The organism is Dapis brunnea BLCC-M229 (assembly GCF_050015995.1).
GTDB lineage: Bacteria > Cyanobacteriota > Cyanobacteriia > Cyanobacteriales > Microcoleaceae > Trichodesmium.
The window spans coordinates 18,470-22,724 of the sequence record NZ_JBNHEP010000260.1; the positions used below are offsets into that span (position 1 = coordinate 18,470).

Genomic DNA, 4,255 nt, shown 5'->3' on the forward strand with positions numbered 1-4,255 from the left:
TCAAAAGTATTTTGCTTGATTAATGAATCTCTTGGATTTGACTGTTTTCTCCTTCTTAAAATTAATACCTTAGCTAGAAGTTAACTGTTTTAGTTAAGTCAAAAGTCAAAAGCCAAAAGTCAAAAGTATTTTGCTTGATTGATGAATCTCTTGGATCTGACTGTTTTCTCCTTCCTTAAAATTAATACCTATCTAAATGCTTTTTTGTAGGAGTTCAATGGTAAAAAATGAAAAGATGTTGACCTCTCCCCGGCTTAAAAGCGCAGGGATTCTAAGCTGTTGCTACACAGGAGGTATTAGCCGTCCTGCGCACGCTTTTTAGCTTTGGTTTCCCAGAGCCTAAACCTGGTAGCAAGGGTCAAAACTTGCCTACAGACCTTGACTAGGTTTATACCTAATTGTGTCTCTACTTTACGAAGTATATTCGCTGCACCATTTAAATCAGCATTAACTAACAAACCTTTACCTGTTTGGTACATCCCACGTTTAACTCTTTTCCCTGATGCTTTCCACCCTTCAGGTTTCTCGCCGAAAGTAGGCAGAAAATCCCCATCTAAAAAACTAGCTTTACTGGTATATGACTCTTCTGTTTCCACAAATTTAATCTTGTGTTCTAAGCACAATTGTTTGACTCGTTCTTTAAGTTTAGCTGTGGGTATTTGTACAAATGATTGAGTCACTTGGCCTAAATTTGCCTCTTGCCTTTGTCCTTGATTCCATCCAAAAACTACCGTACCAATTTGATGTTTAATACAGTGGTTAACAACCAACCTTGCAGCTTTATTAACTGCATCTCTCATTTGGCGGTTACGTTTTTCTGTGATGTGGGCTAATTGCTCATCCCAATAACCTTGTGGCTTACCTTCTTTCAAAGTAGAAACTCGTTTGTTATACCACTGATTCAGGCTTTTCACCTTGCATCCATCAATAATCAAGCTAGTACCAACGTTAGAAACGCAACTTAACCAATTATTAATACCAGGGTCGATTCCCAAAACATTTTTAGGATTTAATTCATGTTGAGGTGCAACCTCTTTGTTGTAGACAAACTCAACATAGAAACATTGATTACGCGGTAGTATCCGCAATTCTTTGAGAACTACAAACTGTAGATTAGATGGCATTGGTATTAAAAAGCTGTCTAATTTAAACCATCGTTTTATGGTTGTTCCCAGAGGAATTCTGATTTGATTCCCAACAAGTCTTAAAGCTTGTTTGGGATATGTCACTATTGCCAAACCATCTTTTTTTCGGTATTTAGGAATCCTTGGTTGAAAATGCAGATTACCCTTAATGTATTTTTTGTTTAACTCTTTAAATGATTTAAAAGATTCCGCAACAGACCTTAATATTTGCTGTGCTGCCTGGGAATATAAAGCTTGATAATGTTTATTTGATTTGTACTCTTTTTCTAAGTCATACTTGCCAATTATTTTTTTTGATTTGAAAAATAATTGGCGACCATAATAAATACCACAATTGCTTAGTTTGTGAGATTCAGAACAAATAAACTCAAGTATTGCAATTAATTCTTTGTCAGGGTTAATTAAATTTTGTTGACATCCATAACTAGACATTCTGTGATTATCACCTCCATGAAATCTGCAATATATGAGTATACTAATAGATTATAAAACATCAAAAATGCCTTTAAGCAAAAAGCATCAATTAGGATTCACTTACATTCTGAAAAAAATCCCTAACAAGTATTGTTTGTTTTAAAACTGATGAAGATTTAGCTAAACAATTAAAATCTGTCCCAGATTGGCCAGAAAAACTCAGGCAAGTATGACCATATTTAATTAAAAACTGGACAGCACCTTTAAACCTGCCGTGTCCGTTTTCATCCCCTCTCTAAAGAGCAGAGGCTTTCAACGTCCCGTTGATTTTTGGTAATTTTGTAAAATGAATGGCAATAATAGAAAATCTTTATTGAAAAGTTTTAGTAAATCTGGAATGGAAAAAACGTGAGTAGTAGCAATGTTATTGTGATTAATGATTCTGAGTTTGAAGCTCAAGTCCTCAAGTCAGAAAAGCCTGTATTGGCTTATTTTTGGGCTACTTGGTGTGGTCCATGCAGATTAGTAGCCCCTTCAGTGGAAAAGGTGGCCACTGAGTATAGCGATCGCCTAAAAGTGGTAAAAATGGAAGTCGGTCCTAACCCTGAAACTGTGAAACAGTATAAGGTGGAAGGACTTCCTGCACTTAGACTGTTTCGGAATGAAGAATTGTTACTCTCTCATGAAGGGAGCATTACACAGAAAAAGTTAGTTGAGATTTTAGAATCTCATCTCGCATGAAGTAGATATCTTTAAGCTCTATAAAATTAAGTTAGGTCAGCATAAATCAAGTGTAGGGACGATATAGTAGACTAAATTGCACTTATGTCAAGCCTTCTGGTTGAACCTGCCCCTACAATTTTTCCAACATTTAATTAGACTTAGCTACTTACTTAAGATATCTGAGAAAAGTTTCCCAACTCATCTACAAAGATTAGGCGAGTCATCAGTTATTGATTAAAACCTGTCCTGATTTTTTTAGGGGCAGGTTTAGTTTTGATATTTTCCCGACGCTGCTGTCCCGAAAGCCTTGACAAATTAGGGATGGTAGGAGGGGTTTAATCGAAAGCTTTGATATAGCGCTACGCTTAAGTCAAAAATAATCCCTGACTTAGTTTGAGCATTTATAAGTGTCCTAACCGTAATGCGTAGTGCTATAAATTAGCAATTTATTCCTCGGCAATAGAATTCAGAATTTAGAATTAATTAATTAACCAGTTCGCCCATTCTACATTCTTGAAAAATGCAGTTATCAAAACGTTTAGAACCTCTCAGCTTTAATGTCTTTGCTGATATGGATCGGGCTAAGGCAAGGGCTAAGGCAGCAGGACAAGATTTAATAGATTTGTCTCTGGGTTCTTCTGACTTACCAGCGCCTTCCCATGCTTTAGAAGCGATCGCTGAATCTCTACAAGATTCTTCTACTCATGGTTATTCATTATTTTCTAACACTGGAGCTTTTCGGCAGGCAGCAGCTCAGTGGTATAATAATAAATTTGGCATTTCTGTAGATCCGGAAACTGAAGTTTTAGCTTTAATTGGTTCCCAGGAGGGTACGGCTCATTTACCTTTGGCTGTGCTGAATCCTGGGGATTTTGCTTTGTTGCAAGACCCTGGTTATCCTTCTCATGGTGGTGGGGTTTATTTGGCGGGGGGTCAGGTTTACCCCATGGCTTTATTGGCAGAAAATAAGTTTTTGCCTGTTTTGGGAGATATTCCTGAATCTGTCTTGGCTCAGGCAAAGATGATGGTTTTGAGTTATCCTCATAATCCGACGACGGCGATCGCTCCTTTATCTTTTTTGGAAGAGGCTGTCGCTTTTTGCCAAAAACATAATTTGGTCTTGGTTCACGATGCTCCTTATTTGGATTTTGTTTTCGATTCATTTTCTGAAGCTCTCGGTAAATTGGCTTTGGCTCCTTCCATTTTTCAAGCTGACCCAGAAAAAAGTGTCTCTATAGAATTTTTTACCATGTCTAAGTCTTATAGTATGGGAGGTTTTCGTGTAGGTTATGCCATTGGTAATCCTCAGTTGATTCAAGCTTTGCGACAGGTTAAAGCTTGTATTGACTTTAATCAATATCGGGGCATTTTTAATGGAGCGATCGCTGCTTTAACTGGTCCCCAAGAAGTAGTTAGAGAAACTGTGGACATTTTTCGTCAACGTCGGGACATTTTTGTTGGAGCATTGGATAATATTGGTTGGTCTGTGCCAATGCCATCGGCCACTATGTATGTTTGGGCAAAGTTGCCAGAATTATGGGCAAATGATTCTGTGGGTTTCTGTGTGGGTCTAGTGGAAAGTACGGGAGTTGCGGTTGCCCCTGGGGCTGGTTTTGGAAAAGCGGGAGAGGGATATGTGAGGTTTGCTTTAGTTCATAAGCCGGAAGTTTTGTCAAGGGCTGTGGAGAAAATTTCCGTGTTTTTACGGAGATAGTTGCATTGTAGGGGCAGGTTCTGCCATTGATTTTGATACTAATAATTGAATTAACTAAACCTGCCCCAAAAATATGAATCGGGGTGGGTTTATTTGATTTATTACTTCTTGTGATAATTATCTGAATTAAGCCACCCCTACTGGTGAATTTTTGCTATAAATAATTCTGTAATTAATAGTGCTTGGGGGGTCTGTTGATGAAAAATTGTAGGGGCAGGTTCTGCCATTGATTTTGATACTAATAATTGAATTAACTAAA

The 4,255-nt window shown here is 37.6% G+C and carries 3 protein-coding genes; 2 read left to right on the forward strand and 1 reads right to left on the reverse strand.

Annotated features, from left to right (window positions below; genetic code table 11):
* Positions 1-296 precede the first annotated feature (296 nt).
* Positions 297-1,577, reverse strand: coding sequence for an RNA-guided endonuclease InsQ/TnpB family protein (locus ACP6PM_RS29995; RefSeq protein ID WP_426590536.1), 1,281 nt, complete (start codon positions 1,575-1,577; stop codon positions 297-299).
* A 390-nt stretch (positions 1,578-1,967) separates the two neighbouring features.
* Between ACP6PM_RS29995 and ACP6PM_RS30000 the strand changes: the two genes are divergently transcribed.
* Together ACP6PM_RS30000 and ACP6PM_RS30005 are read left to right on the forward strand one after the other, a co-directional pair.
* Positions 1,968-2,300: a thioredoxin family protein gene (locus ACP6PM_RS30000; protein WP_426590537.1), complete on the forward strand. Its 333-nt coding sequence runs from the start codon at positions 1,968-1,970 to the stop codon at positions 2,298-2,300.
* A gap of 502 nt (positions 2,301-2,802) precedes the next feature.
* A complete protein-coding gene (locus ACP6PM_RS30005; RefSeq protein ID WP_426590538.1) occupies positions 2,803-3,996 on the forward strand; it encodes an LL-diaminopimelate aminotransferase in 1,194 nt (397 codons plus the stop codon).
* Positions 3,997-4,255: the final 259 nt, after the last annotated feature.